Source organism: Desulfofundulus thermocisternus DSM 10259, from assembly GCF_000686645.1.
Classification (GTDB): Bacteria; Bacillota; Desulfotomaculia; order Desulfotomaculales; family Desulfovirgulaceae; genus Desulfofundulus; species Desulfofundulus australicus.
The window spans coordinates 106,536-124,680 of record NZ_JMLG01000006.1; the positions used below are offsets into that span (position 1 = coordinate 106,536).

At 54.1% G+C, this 18,145-nt stretch carries 21 protein-coding genes; 5 read left to right on the forward strand and 16 right to left on the reverse strand.

Annotated features, from left to right (window positions below):
- Nucleotides 1–107: 107 nt before the first annotated feature.
- The 6 genes from BR83_RS0107210 to mtnP all read right to left on the reverse strand — a co-directional run bounded on the left by BR83_RS0107210 (nucleotide 108) and on the right by mtnP (nucleotide 6,566).
- On the reverse strand, nucleotides 108–1,283 hold the full coding sequence (locus BR83_RS0107210; protein WP_027356525.1) for a class I SAM-dependent rRNA methyltransferase: 1,176 nt from the start codon (nucleotides 1,281–1,283) through the stop codon (nucleotides 108–110).
- Nucleotides 1,284–1,358: 75 nt separating this feature from the next.
- A complete protein-coding gene (locus BR83_RS0107215; protein WP_027356526.1) occupies nucleotides 1,359–2,666 on the reverse strand; it encodes an amidohydrolase in 1,308 nt (435 codons plus the stop codon).
- Between the two features lie 56 nt (nucleotides 2,667–2,722).
- Nucleotides 2,723–3,409, reverse strand: a complete 687-nt coding sequence (locus BR83_RS0107220; RefSeq protein WP_027356527.1) for a class II aldolase/adducin family protein — start codon at nucleotides 3,407–3,409, stop codon at nucleotides 2,723–2,725.
- 18 nt (nucleotides 3,410–3,427) lie between these two features.
- Nucleotides 3,428–4,681, reverse strand: a complete 1,254-nt coding sequence (locus BR83_RS0107225) for an adenosylhomocysteinase (RefSeq protein WP_027356528.1) — start codon at nucleotides 4,679–4,681, stop codon at nucleotides 3,428–3,430.
- A 48-nt stretch (nucleotides 4,682–4,729) separates the two neighbouring features.
- The gene (gene mtnA, locus BR83_RS0107230; protein ID WP_027356529.1) at nucleotides 4,730–5,764 is read right to left on the reverse strand and encodes an S-methyl-5-thioribose-1-phosphate isomerase; all 1,035 of its coding nucleotides are present in this window, start codon (nucleotides 5,762–5,764) and stop codon (nucleotides 4,730–4,732) included.
- A gap of 16 nt (nucleotides 5,765–5,780) precedes the next feature.
- The gene (mtnP, locus tag BR83_RS0107235; protein WP_027356530.1) at nucleotides 5,781–6,566 is read right to left on the reverse strand and encodes an S-methyl-5'-thioadenosine phosphorylase; all 786 of its coding nucleotides are present in this window, start codon (nucleotides 6,564–6,566) and stop codon (nucleotides 5,781–5,783) included.
- A gap of 205 nt (nucleotides 6,567–6,771) precedes the next feature.
- On the opposite strand from mtnP, the gene BR83_RS0107240 reads away from it, so the two are divergent.
- From BR83_RS0107240 to BR83_RS0107250, 3 genes are read left to right on the forward strand one after another with little or no spacing between them, the layout of a single operon-like run.
- Nucleotides 6,772–7,080 (forward strand): ArsR/SmtB family transcription factor, encoded by a 309-nt coding sequence (locus BR83_RS0107240; protein ID WP_027356531.1) that lies wholly within the window; start codon nucleotides 6,772–6,774, stop codon nucleotides 7,078–7,080.
- A 17-nt stretch (nucleotides 7,081–7,097) separates the two neighbouring features.
- Nucleotides 7,098–7,304 (forward strand): hypothetical protein, encoded by a 207-nt coding sequence (locus BR83_RS0107245; protein WP_027356532.1) that lies wholly within the window; start codon nucleotides 7,098–7,100, stop codon nucleotides 7,302–7,304.
- 34 nt (nucleotides 7,305–7,338) lie between these two features.
- Nucleotides 7,339–7,581, forward strand: a complete 243-nt coding sequence (locus tag BR83_RS0107250; RefSeq protein WP_027356533.1) for a hypothetical protein — start codon at nucleotides 7,339–7,341, stop codon at nucleotides 7,579–7,581.
- Nucleotides 7,582–7,592: 11 nt separating this feature from the next.
- On the opposite strand, the gene BR83_RS0107255 is transcribed toward BR83_RS0107250, so the two are convergent.
- A complete protein-coding gene (locus BR83_RS0107255) occupies nucleotides 7,593–8,039 on the reverse strand; it encodes a hypothetical protein (protein WP_027356534.1) in 447 nt (148 codons plus the stop codon).
- A 186-nt stretch (nucleotides 8,040–8,225) separates the two neighbouring features.
- On the reverse strand, nucleotides 8,226–8,666 hold the full coding sequence (locus BR83_RS0107265) for a hypothetical protein (protein WP_027356535.1): 441 nt from the start codon (nucleotides 8,664–8,666) through the stop codon (nucleotides 8,226–8,228).
- A 115-nt stretch (nucleotides 8,667–8,781) separates the two neighbouring features.
- Here BR83_RS0107265 and BR83_RS17760 point away from each other — a divergent pair, with 115 nt between their 5' ends.
- Nucleotides 8,782–9,879, forward strand: a complete 1,098-nt coding sequence (locus tag BR83_RS17760; RefSeq protein WP_051618007.1) for an NAD(P)/FAD-dependent oxidoreductase — start codon at nucleotides 8,782–8,784, stop codon at nucleotides 9,877–9,879.
- Here the strand turns inward: BR83_RS17760 and BR83_RS0107275 are convergent.
- Nucleotides 9,838–10,953, reverse strand: coding sequence for a GerAB/ArcD/ProY family transporter (locus tag BR83_RS0107275; RefSeq protein WP_157832973.1), 1,116 nt, complete (start codon nucleotides 10,951–10,953; stop codon nucleotides 9,838–9,840). The two genes, BR83_RS17760 and BR83_RS0107275, sit on opposite strands and share 42 nt — an antisense overlap.
- A gap of 122 nt (nucleotides 10,954–11,075) precedes the next feature.
- Between BR83_RS0107275 and BR83_RS0107280 the strand changes: the two genes are divergently transcribed.
- A complete protein-coding gene (locus BR83_RS0107280; protein WP_027356537.1) occupies nucleotides 11,076–12,176 on the forward strand; it encodes an NAD(P)/FAD-dependent oxidoreductase in 1,101 nt (366 codons plus the stop codon).
- A 67-nt stretch (nucleotides 12,177–12,243) separates the two neighbouring features.
- Here the strand turns inward: BR83_RS0107280 and ftsY are convergent, their stop codons facing one another.
- The 7 genes from ftsY to fabK all read right to left on the reverse strand — a co-directional run bounded on the left by ftsY (nucleotide 12,244) and on the right by fabK (nucleotide 18,134).
- Nucleotides 12,244–13,155 (reverse strand): signal recognition particle-docking protein FtsY, encoded by a 912-nt coding sequence (ftsY, locus tag BR83_RS0107285; protein ID WP_027356538.1) that lies wholly within the window; start codon nucleotides 13,153–13,155, stop codon nucleotides 12,244–12,246.
- A 24-nt stretch (nucleotides 13,156–13,179) separates the two neighbouring features.
- Nucleotides 13,180–13,890, reverse strand: a complete 711-nt coding sequence (gene rnc, locus BR83_RS0107290) for a ribonuclease III (RefSeq protein WP_027356539.1) — start codon at nucleotides 13,888–13,890, stop codon at nucleotides 13,180–13,182.
- A gap of 18 nt (nucleotides 13,891–13,908) precedes the next feature.
- Nucleotides 13,909–15,144 carry a beta-ketoacyl-ACP synthase II gene (fabF, locus tag BR83_RS0107295; protein WP_027356540.1) on the reverse strand — a complete coding sequence of 412 codons (1,236 nt, stop codon included), beginning with the start codon at nucleotides 15,142–15,144 and terminating at the stop codon, nucleotides 13,909–13,911.
- A 75-nt stretch (nucleotides 15,145–15,219) separates the two neighbouring features.
- The gene (gene acpP / locus BR83_RS0107300) at nucleotides 15,220–15,450 is read right to left on the reverse strand and encodes an acyl carrier protein (protein WP_013823343.1); all 231 of its coding nucleotides are present in this window, start codon (nucleotides 15,448–15,450) and stop codon (nucleotides 15,220–15,222) included.
- A 50-nt stretch (nucleotides 15,451–15,500) separates the two neighbouring features.
- A complete protein-coding gene (fabG, locus tag BR83_RS0107305; RefSeq protein ID WP_027356541.1) occupies nucleotides 15,501–16,244 on the reverse strand; it encodes a 3-oxoacyl-[acyl-carrier-protein] reductase in 744 nt (247 codons plus the stop codon).
- A 1-nt stretch (nucleotide 16,245) separates the two neighbouring features.
- Nucleotides 16,246–17,184, reverse strand: coding sequence for an ACP S-malonyltransferase (gene fabD / locus BR83_RS0107310; RefSeq protein WP_027356542.1), 939 nt, complete (start codon nucleotides 17,182–17,184; stop codon nucleotides 16,246–16,248).
- On the reverse strand, nucleotides 17,181–18,134 hold the full coding sequence (gene fabK / locus BR83_RS0107315; protein WP_034634714.1) for an enoyl-[acyl-carrier-protein] reductase FabK: 954 nt from the start codon (nucleotides 18,132–18,134) through the stop codon (nucleotides 17,181–17,183). Before fabK ends, fabD begins: the two co-directional genes overlap by 4 nt.
- Nucleotides 18,135–18,145: the final 11 nt, after the last annotated feature.

An 18,145-nucleotide genomic window follows, 5' to 3' on the forward strand; every position in this document is an offset into this window, starting at 1 on the left:
TATCCGTACAGCCTCTGGCGAACAGCCCTCCATTTGATTTCACTTGCCAGGTAGAATACTCAACCATCCCTGAAAAAAAATTTTTTTGCTCCCTGTTTTGGCCTCTTTCAGAAGACCTGCAGCACGAAACATTTCAAATAATACGTTTCCGGCGAGGCAAGAAGCATGGGGTGATCCCTGGCCTGGCGGCGCATTTCCACCAGGCGCAACTGTCTTTTTACATCACGGGCGGCATCCAGCAATACCTCCATGAAAAGACTTTCGGTCATATGATAGGAACACGAGCAGGTAACCAGAAAACCGCCTGCCGGCAGGAGTTTCATGGCCCGCAGGTTAATCTCCTTATAGCCACGGATGGCACCTTCCAGTGCTTCCCTGGACTTAGTAAAAGCTGGCGGGTCGAGAATGATCAGGTCAAAGCGCTCCCCCGCCCGATCCAGATCTCTCAACTCGTCAAAAGCGTTGCCCTCCCGGAAGGTGCAGACCCGGTCAAACCCGTTACGGGCTGCATTTTCCCTGGCCATCTCCAGTGCGTCACCTGCCACGTCAATACCCAGTACCTCCCTGGCCCCAAAGCGGGCGGCATATACGGAAAAAGTACCGGTGTGACAAAAACAATCCAGCACCCGGGCATCCCGGGCCAACCCCTCCAGAGCCAGGCGGTTTTCCCGCTGATCCAGAAAGTAACCGGTTTTCTGTCCCCCGGCCAGGTCAACCAGAAAACGCAGGCCGTTTTCTTCTATTTCCACTACAGGATTAAAAGGCCCCTTCAAAAAACCCGTCCTCAGGGGCAGCCCCTCCAGCTCCCGCACCGACACATCGTTTCTCTCATAAATGCCAGCGGGATTCAGCAACTCATCCAGGAGCTCGACAATGGTTTCTTTATACAGGTCAATTCCCAGGGCCAGGGTTTGCAGGGAAAGGTAGTCGCCAAAGCGGTCTACAATTAGCGCCGGCAGAAAATCCGCCTCGGCAAAAACCAGGCGGCAGGCATTGCTATGCCTGACCACCCGCCGGCGGTAATCTATGGCCGACATCAGGCGCCGGCGAAAAAATTCGCGGTCGATTTTTTCCCCTTTTTCCCGGGTGAGGAGGCGCACTATAATTTGCGAGGCGGGGTTAATGTAACCCCGTCCCACAAACCGCCCCCGGTAGTCCACCACTTCCACCACATCACCGGGGTTGAAATCTCCCTGGATGTCTTCCACCTCGGTCCGGTAAACCCAGGGGTGACCGAGTAATACCCGGTGATACCTGCGCCGGGTTAGCTTAACCACTGCCATAAAGCCACCTTCATTCCTTTGTAAGTTCCCAAACGCACCGGGGCCTGATAATACGATAAAGAATCCTATCCGGCACTAACTCCTGACAGCCCCCACCAGTTTCTCCGCGCGTTTCTGCACTTCATAATAAATCCTTTCTTCGTCAAGGGTAAGGATCTCTCTATTTTCCATCACCAGCCGGCCATCGATGATTACCGTTTCCACATCAGATGCCCGGGCTGCATAAACCAAATGGGCCATCAGGTTGTGGCGGGGATAAAAGTGGGGCCGGTCAAGATTGACCAGAATAATGTCCGCCTTATTACCAGGCTTAAGCGGGCCCACATCTTTTAACCCCAGTACCCGGGCACCGTTTACCGTGGCCATGGCCAGGGCATCCTGGGCAGGGAGGGCCATGGGATCCATGGTGGCAACTTTTTGCAGCAAGGCTGCCGAACGCATTTCTTCCATCATATCCAGGTTGTTGTTACTGGCTGCTCCATCGGTACCCAGCCCTACCAGCGCCCCTGCGGCCAGCAGCCGGGTTACCGGGGCAATTCCACTGGCCAGTTTCATATTGCTTTCGGGATTATGAGCTATACCTGCACCCCTGGCCACCAGAATGCGGATATCTTCATCGGTAAGATGAACGCAATGGGCAGCCAGCACAGGAAAATTAAATAATCCTACCTGTTCCATCAGGGCTACTGGTGTTTTACCGTACTTTTGCTGAATTTCTTCTATTTCAGCCCGGGTTTCTGCAATATGGATATGGATACCCACCTTCAACTCATCTGCCATATCCAAAACCCGGGCCAGAAAATCGGGCGGGCAGGTGTATGGGGCGTGGGGTCCCAGCATGGTGGTAATGCGCCCTTCCGCCTGACCATGCCACTCGCGGATAAAACGGCGGCTGTTGCTCAGGGCCTCCCCTGCCCCCGGTGAAAGCCCGATCAGGCCCTGGGACAGGCTGGCCCTCATCCCCGCCTTCTCTACTGCCCGGGCCACTTCGTCCATATGGAAATACATGTCGGCAAAGGTCGTGGTCCCGGAACGAATCATCTCCAGGCAGCTAAGCATGGCACCCCAGTAAATATCTTCAGGCTCGAGCCTTTCTTCTACCGGCCAGATTTTTTTTTGCAGCCATTCCATAAGGGGCAGGTCATCGGCATATCCCCGCAGTAATGTCATGGATGCGTGAGTATGGCAGTTAACAAAACCCGGCATGGCCAGCATGCCCCGGGCATCAATTACCCGGTCAAAATTTTGTTCCGGGGAAACGCTCCCCGCAGGACCCACATGGGTTATGTATTGTCCCTCAATAATAATTTCACCGTCGGGAATAAGGGCGCTGCCCTGCTCCATGGTTAACACAGCGGCCCCTCTGATCATTATTTTCATAATTGATTCCTCCAGACGTTGTGGTTAAACAGGTCTCCAGCCTGCAGGCAAAATACAGGTTATTGCCGTTCATTTAGGGAGAAATTACGTACCATTGCCAGACTGTAGCCTTGAAGGTAGGAACTCCTCAGCGCCTCTACCTCTTCAGCAGGCAAAATGGCCGGCTGCCCAACCAGGTCAGCCCAAACGTATACTTTAGCTGACTTTTCCACAATTTGGCATACCATAAAAGCTTCCTCCAGGTTGCGTCCCACTCCCACCACGCCATGATTGGCCAGGAGCACCGCTCCCCGGTCTCCCAGGGCTTCCACCGCCGCCCGGGCCAGCTCCTCCGTACCGGCCCGGGCATAGCTGGCCACAGCCACGCCATTACCTACTGTCTGGGCCAGGTCTTCTAAGATAGGAGGAATGGGCTTGCGGGCCACGGCCAGGGCGCTGGCAAAAACGCTGTGGGTATGCATTACAGCATAAACATCAGGGCGGGCATGGTATATGGCCAGGTGTAACATAAATTCCGTAGAGGGACGTTTCTCTCCCTCCACCACCCGGCCGTCCAGATCCAGCACCACCATATCCCGGGCCTGCAGGTTAGCATAGGGTATACCGCTGGGTGTGATCACCACCAGTTCCTCCCTGGGCACCCGGGCAGAAATATTACCCCAGCTCCCTGTCACCAGACCGCTGGTAGCCATCCGCAGGCTCATTTTGTAGACCTGCTCTTTATATTTCTCCACTGCCACCGTCATAAATTCCCCATCCTCCCATCATCCTGTCTGCCAGCTCTGAAGGTAGGCCTTTTGATCCGGTGTCAGCTGATCGATTTCAACGCCCAAGGAAGATAATTTTATCTCCGCCACCCGCCGGTCCAGTTCAGGCGGCACCAAATGCACCCCGGGCTTCAAACAATTCCCGTTCTCCCGGATATAACGGGCGGAAAGAGCCTGCAGGGCAAAGGACATATCCATGATTTCCGCCGGGTGACCGTCCCCGGCAGCCAGATTCACCAGCCGGCCTTCCCCCAGGAGATATATACGTCGCCCGTCCGGCAGGGTAAATTCTTCTATATTTTGCCGGACAAGCCGGCGGGAAACCGCTATTCCTGCCAGCTCAGGTTTGTTAATTTCCACATCAAAATGACCGGCATTGGCCAGGATGGCTCCATCTTTCATCCGCCGGAAATGCCTGCTCCTCAAAACATCACGGCAGCCGGTAACGGTGATGAAAATATCTCCCACTTCAGCAGCCTGTTCGCTTTTCATCACCAGGTAACCGTCCATGTATGCCTCCAGAGCCCTGACCGGGTCCACCTCACAGACAACCACCTTTGCCCCCAGTCCTGCGGCACGCCTGGCCACCCCTTTACCGCACCATCCGTAACCCACAACCACCACGGTCTTGCCTGCCACCAGCAAGTTCGTGGTACGCATGATACCGGCCCAAACCGATTCTCCCGTCCCGTAACGGTTATCAAAAAGGAATTTGCAGCGGGCATCGTTGACGGCAATCATGGGAAAAAGCAACCGGCCCTCCTGTTCCATCGCCTTCAGGCGGGAAACTCCGGTTGTAGTTTCCTCGCATCCCCCAACCACTTCCCCGGCCAGTTCACGGCAACGGGTATGCAGCAGGTGAACCAGATCACCCCCGTCATCGATAACCACGTGGGGACGGATTTCCAGAACTTTAACCAGGTGTTCCACATATTCTTCACCGGTCGCCCCATGCCAGGCGTAGACGTGAATGCCTTCTGCAGCCAGAGCTGCAGCTACGTCGTCCTGGGTTGACAGGGGGTTGGAGCCGGAGATGGCCACTTCCGCTCCACCTGCTTTAAGAACTTCGGCCAGATAAGCTGTTTTGGCCTCCAGGTGAATACTCATGGCCACCCTTACCCCGGCAAAAGGACGTGTTCTTTCAAACTCTTCCCTGATAACATTGAGAACCGGCATATGAACCCGTACCCAGTCAATTTTCAGCCTGCCCCCGGGTGCCAGGTTGATATCCCGAATAAGATATTCCTGCATTTTTATTGCTCTCCTCCCGCTAAAATACCTGCTGATGTTCTCATCGGCTCAGGCTTTGAAAAGCCCGGCCAGGCTTTCCCTGTAGGGCGGTCTGGCCACCCCTTGATCTGTAATAATGGCTGTTATCAGCCGGGCCGGAGTGATATCAAAGGCAGGGTTCCAGACCTTGATTCCCCGGGGAGCTACCGGTATCCCGGCCAGGTGGGTCACCTCTTCCGGCCGCCGCTCTTCAATGGGAATATCCTTCCCGCTGTCCAGGGAAAGGTCTATGGTGGACAGGGGTGCCGCAACATAAAAGGGCACGCCGTGTTCTCTGGCCAGGACAGCAAGGCCATAAGTACCGATCTTGTTCGCCACATCCCCGTTGGACGCAATGCGATCTGCCCCCACCACCACCAGATCTACCATCCCCCGGGCCATTAAATAAGCGGCCATATTATCAGTAATAAGGGTAACGGGTATATTTTCCTGGAGCAACTCCCAGGCAGTCAAACGTGCACCCTGCAAAAGGGGCCTGGTTTCACTGGCATATACACTGACCCGCTTCCCTGCTTCCTGAGCAGCCCGGATTACCCCCAGGGCAGTACCATAACCGGCCGTAGCTAAAGCTCCGGCATTGCAATGGGTTAGAATCCTCGCCCCGGGAGGAACCAGTTCCTGGCCGTAACGCCCGATGCGCTTGTTACCCTCCCGGTCTTCCTGATAAATTGCATGGGCTTCATTTATTAAAAGCTCCGTTAATTCCCGGGTATCCTGAGAGGGGGTTGCTTCCAGCTTATGCAAAAGTCGGTTTAGTGCCCAGGTAAGGTTAACCGCAGTGGGACGGGTAGAAGCCAGAACTTCAGCCACCTCCCGGGCACGGGCAAGGAGTTCCTGGCGATTCCGGGGTCTGGCCGCCAAAACCCCCAGCACCAGCCCATAGGCCGCCGCTGCACCTATAGCCGGTGCTCCCCGCACCCGCAAGCTGCGGATGGCTTCCGCAACAGTCTCATGGTCCCGGCACTGAATATATTCAACCGTACCAGGCAACTTGGTTTGATCCAGGAGCAATAAAACCCCATCTTCCCAGCGCATGGTCTCCAAAGGTACCAACTCCTTCCTATTCCACGGCAGAAGGATCAAGTGGGGTTTCGTGACAGAGACAGGTACGGTCCGGCTGCAATAACTCTATGGCCCGCATAACCAGACGGCGCAGGTTGGCCGTATTTTCAGCCATTACCTCCACCACTTCCTGGTGGGAAAGACGATTGGGCGAAATCCCGGCAGCAAAATTGGTCACCATGGCAATAGTTGCATAACAGATTCCAGCTTCCCGGGCCAGAACCACCTCGGGAACACTGGTCATACCCACAATATCTCCTCCCAGCTGGCGGAACATGCGGATTTCAGCGGGGGTTTCGAAACGCGGCCCCTCGGTACAAACATAGGTGCCCGCGGTATGATGTTCCAACCCCAGCTCCCGGGCGGCCCGGGCAAGGGTAGCTCGCAATTCCGGGCAGTAGGGATCGGTCATATCCAGGTGAACCACGACTTTCTCTATAAAAGTCTGGGGACGGCTTTTAGTAAAATCAAGAAACTGGTCCACAAAAACAAGCTGGCAGGGTTTCATCTCCGGATTTAAAGAGCCCACGGCAGCTGTAGCCAGGATACTCTTTACCCCCAGCTGTTTGAGCCCCCAGATATTGGCCCGGTAATTGACAAGGTGCGGTGGTACTGAGTGATCTTCCCCGTGGCGGGCTACAAAGGCCACCTCCCTCTCCCGGTAGTTACCAATTTTAACCCATACAGGACCAAAGGGAGTTTCCAGCCTCTTCTGACGAACGTCATCCAGGATACTGGGATCGTATACTCCTGTCCCGCCAATGATGGCTATACGCACGGTCATCTTCAAGCCCTCCATTCCCTGTAGAACGTCAACCTGGTTATTTCTAGACTTCATCTTAACCTTAGCTACTATTCGCCCTTGCTGCTTACTTTCCTTTAGTGACGATAAATTTTTCAAAATTACAGCCAGCCAGGGGGCCATTTGACAGATGGATTTATCTACTTTAAAATCGTAATATACAAATATAAAAATAGCAGGTGACATTATGAATAATGTCCATGATTATGAAGAAAAGGCTGAACTTTTAAAAGCCCTGGCCCATCCCGTCCGCCTGTGCATTGTCGACGGGTTGCTGCAAAACGAATGCAACGTGACCAAAATCCGCGAATGCCTGGAGTTGCCGCAGTCCACCGTTTCCCAGCATTTAAGCATTCTTAAATCCCGGGGCATTATTAAAGGACGGCGCCGGGGAACGGAAATCTGCTACACCGTGAGCAATGAACTGGTCAGAGAATTAATGAAAATTCTGACAGGAAAAAATGTGCATAGCCAGGGTCCTGAGGGTAAAAAATAAAGCTGAGGTGGTTTTGTTTGTCTCTCCTCAGCGAAAAGGAAATACTTAATTACGCTTTCAAAAAGGCAATTGAAATGGAACAGCGGCGACAGGCCAAGTATTCCTTTCTGGCCCGCAATTCCCGGGATAAGAAGCTACAGGAACTTTTCGGCAGCTTTGCCGTCACCTGCCGCCGCCATATTGCCCTGCTTAAGGAGGAAATGAAAAACTTAAACATACAATAAAAACGGTAACTTTATGAAGAAGGGAAGAAAAGGGTTGAACAAGCTGGATTTGCTTTATGATGCTCTTACTGACAAACTATGGAGCCAGCATTTTTACAACGAACAATTTCTCATGATCGTCAACCCAATCGCACGAAACCTCTTTGCGCGTTTAAGGGATGAGGAAAGCCAGCACGTACTGACTCTGCACCGGGCGATTGCCGCCATGGAAGCCAATCCTTTTCCACCGAGCCGGATTTTACCCGGACTCAATAAAAACCCGCGCTACCGGCTTTAATAATCCCCTTCCTACCCCCCCGGCTTGATCACCCCCAGCCACTCTCCCAGCCAGAATAATAAAGTAAAGCCAGTCACATTTAAACCCAGACTCCGCCAGAGCGACCAGTTATTGGTATGGATGAAGTTTCCGGTAATAATCATCAACCACTCCACCAATAAATACGCTGCAGATAGCAGGATAATGTAGGGCAACCGCAGCCAGCGCCTGGTCGGGTAAAACCGGGCCACCGTGACCCCGTTTAACATGCTGGCCAGAAAATATAGCGGCGGCAAACCGCCCAGAACCGGAAGACCGAACTTATAAGTAAAAGCCCCCAGCCTGATCAGGGTAACATCGAGTACGTAAACAACCACCAGGGCAACCAGTCCCATGGGCCAGAGTAAAACCCAGCCTTTTTTCCCCACGAGTAAAACAGACACAAAAAAGGAAACAAGAAACAAAACCAGCCAGGCCACAGAAATGCCTTCTCCTTCCCCGTCCTATTCTTAAACCTGCACCAGAGAAAACGTTCAATTTTCTCTCATAAATGCAACTTCTTGACCACCTGCAGCCAGAGAGCAACCGCCAGGGCCACTCCCAGCGAGAAAACTGTAAAGGTGAATAAATCCAAACCTTTCCCTCCCCATAAGAACCGTTTGTATTTACCGCCAGCCCTTGCGCTGGCTTTCTACCACCCAGGCCAGGAAAACAAAAACCATAAAATTTATCATTAAACTTGCCGGGTGGTACCAGTTGATATAATCCAGAACACCGGCCAGCATGAACATATGTTCCTGTAAGAGAAAGAGACCGGAAAAAACAAGTATATGCAAACCCTGTAACCAGCGCGCCCCGGGGAGATACTGCCCGAACAGAGCCCCCATGGTAAACACAGGACCGAAGGTAAAGAAAGCCGAAGAACAAAAAATGGACAGGAGGGGCGAGGAAACTTGATATAACTCCAGGTCATGACCGATAAAATCGGTAACAAGCTGGATAATACAGGCCGACAGCCCGCCTGCCAGGTGGGATACCCAGAACTCCCTTCTGGCCAGGGCCAAAAATATAAGCCAGCTAATGGCAAAGGTAATTAACCAGGGCATTCTTAACCCCCCGCATTTTTGCATATTTTACCCCTTAACCGGGAGTTTCATGAGTTCCACCAGCGGCTCATAATATCCCCCGCCTTAACCAACAATATGGTATGGGTGAGTAAAATTGCGGGTAGCTATCATAGGAGCCGGCCCCAGTGGCCTGGCCTGTGCCCTGGAACTGCAACGCCAGGGCGTTAAACCGGTTATCTTCGAGCGGTTTCACCGCACCGGTCACCCGGTGGAACGGGTGGATATACTTTTAAACCTGCCGTGGCACCCTGTAAAGAACCAGCTGGCCTACCTGGCCAGACGCTATCATCTTCAACTTCATCCCCTGGCTCCCCTGCGCACCATTATCATGCACAGCCCCGGCCACCGGGCCGTTATACGGTCGCGCCTGGGACACCTCCTCTACCGGGGTCGCTCGCCCCTTTCTATTGAAAATCAACTGGCAGCCCGGCTCACCAGTCCCGTTATCTTTGAAACCATTGCTGACCCGCAGGCTCTGGCCAGGGAATATGATTGGGTGGTGGTTGCCACCGGGGACAGCAAACCCGCCCGCCAGCTGGGCCTGTGGCAGGAACATTCCCGAATAATTATCAGGGGAGCCCTGATACTGGGGAAATTTGAACCCCATACCTTCCACGTTTTCTGGGACACCCGCTTCGCCAAACATGGCTACGGCTACCTGGCACCTTTTGATTCCGGGCGGGCCTGTTTATACCTCATGGTAGGGGGCATCACGCCCGCCGACATGGACGATTACTGGGAACTCTTTCTGGAATCGAAAAAACTGCATTATCCTGTCGTACAAACCTCTGAGATGGAATTTCACACCGGCCGGGCAACCGGTCACCGGGTGGGCAACATCCTTCTGGTGGGCAACAGCGGGGGATTTTTCAGTAACCTCCTCGGCTTAGGCCTTTTCCCGGGGATGATCAGCGGGGTGCTGGCCGCCAGGGCTATTTTAAGGGGTGATAATTACGAAAGATTGATAAGACCCCTGATCCGGAGAATAGAACAATTGAACGAACTGCGTTGCAAACTGGACAAACTGGACAACCGCGGCCTGGACCGTCTGGTGGGCATCCTGGGAATGCCCGGCATCAAGCAGCTGATCTACTACTCCGGCCTGGATGTAATTCCCACAATTCAGGCCGCCCTGACCTGGTTTGACAGGCTAACCTTTCGCCCGCAACCCGCGCAGCCACGCCACCACTAAAAGCAACAGGGGAATGAGCAGGGCGTGGGATAAAGAGTATCCGGGGAAAATTTTCAACTCCGTATAAAGGAGATCGCTCAGGCCATGATATGCCATAACCGATAGGGCCACCATCAGGATGCCCACTGGAACCACCAGGGAGTAGTAATTACGCAGGCCAAGCCACTGGGCCAACCCCAGAGCTACGGCGTAGTAAACCAGGGCCACCTTGACAAAAATGCCTCCCACCCAGATAGCCGCGATTACAATATCCAGATAGGTCCTCTGGGGACCCAGCCTGATAACCCGTACCATTTCCAGGGCCGGGAAATTCATGGCGGCGGTAACCTCTGCGGTAAAAAGGCCAATGGCCAGTACACCGATCAGCATGGCCGCTCCCAACCCCATAAGCGCCCACAGGCCACTTACCCCGACCCGATTCCGGTCCTGTAAATAAGGGTAAAGTATCAATATAATGATAATTTCAGCAATGGTAGAAGTTAAAATGACACCTCCCCAGTTGACCGGCCCCAGGCCTTTTTCCAGTACGGGAAGATATTGGCCAAAATCAACCTGGGGTAAAGAGCCCAGGCCGACAAATAAAAGGGCAGCGATCCCCAGCGGGAGCAAAATCCCATTGACCCGGGCTATAACCTCAAGCCCGCCAAACAGGGCATAGCAGGCTACCAGTACAACGCTGGCGGCAAAAATAACCAGAGGGGTGCGGGGCATAAAAGAAGATTTCATAATTTCAACCAGAATGCGGACGATGGAGGCCCCGATAAAAAAGAAATAAACCAGCAGCAACATTCCAATGAGACCGCCCAGGAAAGGCCCTAGAATTTCCCTGCTGTAATGGATTATCGTCTGGTGGGGAAAGCGGGAGGCCAGAGTTATGGCCACCGCCCAGATAACCAGGGCATAGATCACCGCCAGGAACACGGCTATCCAGGCATCCCGCCCGGCCACACCGGCCACCACTGCCGGCAGGTAAACATCGACAGTGGAAATGATCAGGGTAAAGAGCAGCATGGCCATCTGGCGGGAGGAAACCCGTCCCTTTTCAATCAGATTGCCCCTCCCATCCTGCTGCACCAGCCTCACCCCCTTTTTTCCATATTGTGTATAAAAGAAAGGGGGGATATACATCCCCTGGAGTGCAAGGAAAATCGCTCCAGGTATACAATTGCCGAACCTCAGTACAGGGAGGAATAGGGATGGCTCGCTCCTCACCCCGCATTGCCATTATCGGTGCTGGCATTTCCGGCCTGGCCTGCGCCCTGGAACTGGAGCGCCATGGCATCATCCCGGCCATATTTGAGCAAAGATCCCGCCCCGGAGAAACCTTCAGCCATGTAGGCGGTATCCTGCAACTGATGTCCCGGCCCATTAAAGACCAGTTGGATTTCCTGAAAAAACAGCTACACCTGCCCATCAGGCCCCTGGCCCCCTGGAAAAAAGTAATCATGCACATGCCCGGGGTCACCCGTACTGTTACCGGGCACCTGGGTTATTTCCTCCAGCGAGGACAGGATGAGAATTCCACAGAAAGCCAGCTCTATTCCCTCTTGAAAACGCCGGTGTACTTCAACCACCATGCCCGCTGGCAGGAACTGGCACAACACTACGATTATGTGGTGGTAGCCGATGGCACGCCAATGGTGGCGCGTACTCTTGGTTGCTGGCAGGATTTCTTACAAACCTGGGTGCGGGGAGCGGTGGTACTGGGTAACTTCGATCCCCATACCCTGCACATGTGGATGAACACTGCATACGCGCGGCAAACTTATGCTTACCTGACCCCTTTCAGCACTCGCCGCGCCTCGCTGATTTTGATTGTTAATAACAGCAACGCAGATGAAATTGAAGAAAAATGGCGCTTGTTCTGGGAAATGGAAAAGCTTGATTACCAGGTGCTGGACAATTTTTCTGTCCAGCATTCCAGCGGTTACTGCTACCCGCCGCAGGTGGGGAACGTCCTGCTGGTGGGCAATGCCGGGGGCTTTATGGAACCATTTTTGGGATTCGGCGTCATGGCCGCCATCAGAAGCGGGGTTTATGCCGGCCAGGCCCTGGCCCGGGGGAAATCCTATACCGAACTGACCCGCGATTTGCGCTGTAAAATCACCCGCCTGGTCATCCTGCGCCAGATGCTTAATAACATGAATAATGAAGATTTTGACAGGCTGGTTAAGATGATTACCGCCCCCGGGATAAAGCAGCTCATTTACAACACCAACATTGACGTCCTGCAATACGGTACGGGATTGCTTAACTTCCTGCAACAATTAAAGCAAAAAATCCGCCCCGGGACATAAAAAATTGGGGTGGCAGCTACCCCTTGTCACCTGAAGGGGAAACCGCCACCCATCCCACCCAATAATTTTATTTATCAAACAGGGCGGCTGCAAACTCCTGTGGATTAAAGGGTTGCAGGTCCTCCACTCCTTCACCAATGCCTATAAATTTAACCGGTATGTTTAGTATCCGGCGAATACCTATAATTACCCCGCCCTTAGCAGTGCCATCCAGTTTAGTAAGGACAATACCCGTAACACCGGTAGCCTCACTAAAGAGACGGGCCTGGGAAATGGCATTCTGCCCGGTAGTGGCATCCAGAACCAGCAACACCTCGTGAGGGGCTCCGGGCAACTCCCGTCCCAGCACCCGGCGGATTTTTTTCAATTCTTCCATAAGGTTGCTTTTGGTATGCAACCTGCCGGCAGTATCAATAATAAGCATGTCCATTTTCCGCGCCCGGGCCGCCTGCAGGGCATCATAGGCCACGGCCGCCGGATCGGAACCTTCCCTGTGTTTGATAACATCCACTCCCACCCGCCGGCCCCAGATCTCCAGCTGATCAATAGCCGCCGCCCGGAAGGTATCTGCCGCTCCCAGCAGCACCCGCTCACCCCGGGATTTGTAGTAATGGGCCAGCTTGCCGATGGTTGTAGTCTTACCCACACCATTTACTCCTACCACCAGGATTACCGTCGGGGGACCACCCCGGGTAAGGCAAGTTTCCTCCGTACCCAGTTCGTCTGTGATAAGTTCCTGTAAAAGAGGCTTCAACCGGGCGGGATCTCTCAATTTCTGCTCCTTAACCCGCCGGCGCAGGGTTTCCATTAACTCCAGCGACGTTTCCACCCCCACGTCGGCCCCGATCAGTGCCTCTTCCAGTTCTTCATAGAGGCTTTCATCAATAACCTGACGCCCCGTGATCAGGTTTTCTATTTTTTCTACCAGGCCCTGACGGGTTTTACTTAAGCTCTCCTTCAGCCGGTTGAAAAATCCCATAATCAAGAAAACCTCCTGTTACCCCTACCCCTGGAGATATCCCAGCCTGGCCAGCGCCTGGCAAGCAGCCTGTTGCTCCGCCTCTTTTTTTGAACGTCCCTGCCCCCGGCCCATTTCCCGGCCTTGAAAATACACCGCAGCAGTAAACGTTTTGTGATGATCGGGCCCTTCTTCATGTAAGATGGTATAGTTAATGTCCACCACACCTTCTTCCTGCAGGATTTCCTGCAGTTCTGTCTTATAATCCCGTTCCATACGACCTTCCAGAACATCATTAATAACCGGTTCCAGGAATTTCAGGGCAACCTTTCTGGCTACCTCCAGCCCCTGATCCAGATAAATGGCCCCCAGAAGGGCTTCAAAGGCATCGGCCAGGATGGAGGGACGTTCACGGCCCCCCGAACGTTCTTCCCCGCGGCCCATGTAAAGGCTGAAACCCAGCTCCAGATTCCGGGCAATGCGGGCCAGGGAAGGTTCGCAGACTATTGCCGCCCGCAGCCTGGTCAATTCCCCCTCGGTATGCCCGGGATAGGTGCGGTAAAGATAATCGCTTACCACCAGCTCCAGCACTGCATCGCCGAGAAACTCCAAACGCTGGTTATTTTCCTGCCCCCGGCAATTCTTTTCGTAGGCATAGGAGCTGTGGGTCAGGGCCAGGTGCAAAAGGTCTTCATTTTGCCAGTTAAACCCCAATCTTTCCTTTAAAACTTTTATTCTTTCCTGATTATGAGCCATTTTATCACCATTTTACCCTTAAAACTTGCGGAATATAAGGGTAGCGTTATGGCCTCCAAAACCAAAGGAATTACTCAGGGCCACCTCCACAGGCGCCTTGCGGGCCTGGTTCGGCACATAGTCCAGGTCGCACTCCGGATCCGGCTCCTCATAATTAATGGTAGGAGGAATTATTCCGTGGTAAAGAGCCAGCACACAGACAACCGCCTCCAGCCCCCCTGCTGCTCCCAGCAGGTGACCGGTCATGGATTTGGTGGAACTGACGGCCAGGCGATAAGCATGCTCACCAAAAACACGCTTAATGGCCACCGTTTCCAGCCGGTCGCCAAGTGGAGTGGAAGTGCCGTGAGCATTGATGTAATCAACCTTTTCCGGCGGAAGACCGGCATCCTTAAGGGCCAGCTCCATGGACAATGATGCCCCGCTACCCTCTGGATCGGGTGCCGTAATGTGGTAGGCATCGCAGCTGGTCCCGTACCCGGCTACCTCGGCATAAATGCGGGCGTTCCGTCGGCGGGCATGCTCCAGGGTTTCCAGAACCAGAATAGCCGCTCCCTCACCAATGACGAAGCCATCCCGGCCGGCATCAAAAGGCCGGCTGGCCTTCTCCGGTTGCTCATTGCGGGTGGAAAGGGCCTTCATGGCTGAAAAGCCTGCCACTGCCAGAGGAGTAATGGGGGCCTCACTGCCGCCGGTGATCATCACGTCCGCATAGCCCCACTGGAGCAGGCGGAAAGCATCGCCCACAGCATGGCTACTGGATGCACAGGCGCTGGTAACGGTTAAATTACACCCCCGCAGCTGGTGGGTAATAGCAATCTGCCCTGCTCCCATGTTGGCAATCATCATGGGAATGAAGAAAGGGCTCACCCGCCCCGGGCCCCGTTTTAAAAGAACCCGGTGCTGCTCCTCCAGGGTCTCTATACCGCCGATGCCCGAACCCAGGATAACGCCCACCCGGTCCCTGTCAACCTCTTCGAGGTTCAGGTTAGCATCCTCCAGAGCCATACTGGTAGCAGCCAGGGCAAACTGGGTAAAGCGGTCCATCCGGCGGGCTTCTTTTTTATCCATGAACCGGGTTGGTTCAAAATCCTTTACTTCTGCAGCAAAACGGGTATCATAGGCACTGGCATCAAAACGGGTAATGGCCCCCACACCGCTTTTCCCCGCTGTGATATTGGCCCAAAAAGTTTCGATACCAATACCTACTGGAGATATTATCCCCAGGCCGGTAACCACAACTCTATTGGACAAAACCTTACCTCCTTAAGCAGTACCTGAAAGCATTTCAAAAAGTCCCGCGCTGGACGCGGGACCTTGAATATTAATTTATAAATGCTCCTGAATATATCGAACGGCCTCACCCACGGTGCGGATTTTCTCTGCATCCTCATCGGGTATGGTCAGGTCAAACTCCTCTTCCAGAGCCATCACCAGTTCCACAATATCCAGGGAGTCAGCCCCCAAATCTTCAATAAAGGATGCTTCCATGGTCACTTCGGATTCATCCACACCCAGTTGCTCTACAATGATGGCTTTAACCTTCTCAAAAACGGACAAATGTCTCACCCCCTTCCACTACCACTCTACACAAACTTTATGTGTCAGGCCTACATGGTTAGACCTCCGTCAACCACAATGGTTTGCCCCGTAATATATCCCGCACCCTCACTGGCCAGGAAAACAACCACCGCCGCCACTTCTTCCGGTTGCCCGAAACGACCCAGGGCAACCTGGCCAAGCATTTTTTCTTTTACGTTTTCCGGGAGAGAAGCAGTCATATCCGTCAGAATAAACCCCGGTGCCACCGCATTAACGGTGATGTTCCGCGAGCCCAGTTCCCTGGCTACCGCTTTGGTCAAACCTATAAGCCCTGCCTTGCTGGCGGCATAACTGGCCTGGCCAGCGTTACCCGTGATGCCGACTATCGAACTGATGTTTATGATTCGTCCCCAGCGTGCTTTTAACATCAACCGGGAAGCTGCCTTTATGGTGTTGAACGCACCTTTTAAATTTACCTCCAGCACCCGGTCCCAATCTTCCTCAGCCAGACGCATCACCAGGTTATCCCGGGTGATACCCGCATTATTTACCAGGATATGTACTGCTCCCAGCTGCTCAACGGCCACATTTACCAGTTTTACCGCTTCAGCAGGTATGGAAACATCCGCCCGGCATGTTACCGCCTGCCTTCCCATTTCACGTATGCGGGCAGCAACTTCCTCTGCCGCAGCAGCCTGGCCATTGTAATTTACCACCACATCCGCCCCGGCCCGGGCCAGAGCCAGGGCAATAGCCCGGCCAATCCCCCGGGAAGCACCGGTAACAATGGCCTTTTTACCGTCAAGTAACATTTTAGCCAACCTCCTTAAGGCATGCAAGGACTTTTTCCAGGGATTCCGGATCCTGAACTGACCAGCACCTGACCTGACGGTTAATTTTACGCAAAAGGCCACATAATACCGTCCCGGGACCCACTTCAACAAAAGCCTGCACGCCGTCGGCAATAAGACGCCGCATGCTTTCCTCCCACCGCACGGGGTTGTATACCTGCTGCACCAGAAGTTTTTTAACTTCCTCCCCGGATGTTACGTAATCAGCGGTGACATTGGCTACCACCGGAATTCGGGGATCGGCAATGGTTACCCTTTCCAGCTCCCGGGCCAGCTTCTCTCCAGCCGGGCGCATTAAGCTGGAATGGAAAGGAGCGCTCACAGCCAAGGGGACACATCGCCGGGCTCCTGCTTCCCTGGCCAGCCTGCAGGCAAGTTCCAGAGCCTGCATCTCCCCGGCTATAACCACCTGCCCCGGACAGTTGAGGTTAACCGCTTCAACCACCCCCGAACCGGATGCCCGCTGGCAGATTTCCTGAACCGTGGGGACCTCCAGGCCCAGAACGGCAGCCATACCCCCTGTCCCCAGAGGTACTGCCTCCTGCATAAACTGGCCCCGCTTGCGTACAATTTTTACCGCCTCGGCAAAGTTCATGGCCTCCGCCGCTACCAGCGCGCTGTATTCCCCCAGGCTGTGACCGGCTACCACATCCGGTACCACTCCCTTTTCCTGCAGTACCCGTAAGCAGGCTACACTTACCGTAAGGATGGCAGGCTGGGCGTTCACCGTATGCTGGAGCTCCTCCGCCGGTCCATCAAAGCACAGGCGGCTTAAAGTAAAACCTAAAGAAGCATCAGCTTCCGCAAAGATTTGCCGCGCAGCCGGGTAGCATTCATAAAGCTGACGGCCCATTCCAGCATATTGCGAGCCCTGGCCGGGAAAGATGAAAGCCAGTTTCACTTCCCGGTCACCACCCAGCGGGAAGCTGAAGACAGCAGCTCAGCCGCACCCCGTACCACGTCCATTACAATCTCCCGGGCGGGTTGAATTTCCTTGACCATGGCCGAAACCTGCCCGGCCATTACCGATCCATATACCACATCCCCTTCAACCATGGCTGCCCGCAGCTTCCCCACGCCCAGCTTCTCCATTTCTTCCGGCGGGGCACAGCGGCTCTCCAGCTCTTCAAACTGCCTGCTCAGCTTATTGCGTAAAACCCGCACCGGATGGCCGGTGGGCCGTCCGGTAACCACCGTATCCCGGTCCCTGGCCTTAATCACCATTTCTTTTACGGCCGGGTGGATGGTACACTCCGCCGCGCACATGAATCGGGTTCCCATCTGGACACCCTGGGCGCCCAGCATAAGGGCAGCAGCCAGGCCCCGGCCATCATAAATGCCACCAGCGGCAATAACGGGAATATCCACCGCATCTACAACCTGCGGAACCAGGGGCAATGTGCAGAGTTCCCCTACATGGCCGCCGCTCTCCATGCCCTCGGCAATAAGGGCATCAACCCCGCTTCTGGCCAGGCGCCGGGCCAGGGCAACCGAAGCCACCACCGGAATTACGCGGATACCTGCTTTTTTAAGGTCGGGCAGGTATTTTCCGGGGTTACCCGCCCCGGTGGTAATTACCGGAACCCGTTCTTCCAGAAGCACCTGCATCACTTCGTCTACGAAAGGCGAGCGCAACATAACATTAACCCCGAAGGGTTTGGACGTCAATTTCCGGGCCAGGCGCACCTGATCCCTCACCCAATCCGGAGGAGCCTGTCCAGAACCAATAATTCCCAGCCCGCCGGCTTCACTGACGGCAGCTGCCAGTTCAGCAGTGGAAACCCAGGCCATCCCACCCTGAATAACAGGATATTCAATTCCCAGCAAATCGCAAAGTTTCGTGCGGATAATAGCTATCCGTC